The sequence below is a fragment of the Streptobacillus felis genome, assembly GCF_001559775.1.
GTDB classification, from domain to species: Bacteria; Fusobacteriota; Fusobacteriia; order Fusobacteriales; family Leptotrichiaceae; genus Streptobacillus; species Streptobacillus felis.
On sequence record NZ_LOHX01000337.1, the window covers coordinates 1 to 402 of the forward strand.

The 402-nt window shown below is 24.1% G+C and carries 1 pseudogene; it reads right to left on the bottom strand.

The features are described from left to right. Window positions 1-220 precede the first annotated feature (220 nt). Window positions 221-402 (bottom strand): annotated as a pseudogene (locus AYC60_RS09215) (IS256 family transposase); the annotation flags it as partial.

Sequence of the window (402 nt, forward strand, 5' to 3'; positions counted from 1 at the left end):
TAGTTGGAGAAATAATAATAAATAAAAAATAGGCATATCATTGATATGCCGAGAGTATTGAAATAAGTCTGTAAATTCATCAAATTTACTTTTTTATTCAAAGACTCTTATGATATTTAGTTTATAAACAATTCAATATATTATAGCTGTATTTTACAGCATGTCAATACAGAGGGTAAGGTTTTTTGACCAAACCCTCTTAATTTATTGGTAAATTTCTTTAAATTTCTATACGCTCTCTACCAAAATTAATAATTAATTCCATATAAATTTGTCCCCAATTTCTAATAGGTTGACTCCATTTTTTTGTAATAATTTCTGTTGCTAAATAAAGTGATTTAAATAATGATGTTTTACTTGGAAATACAACTCTTCCTTTATTTATTCTTTTATATGATGAAT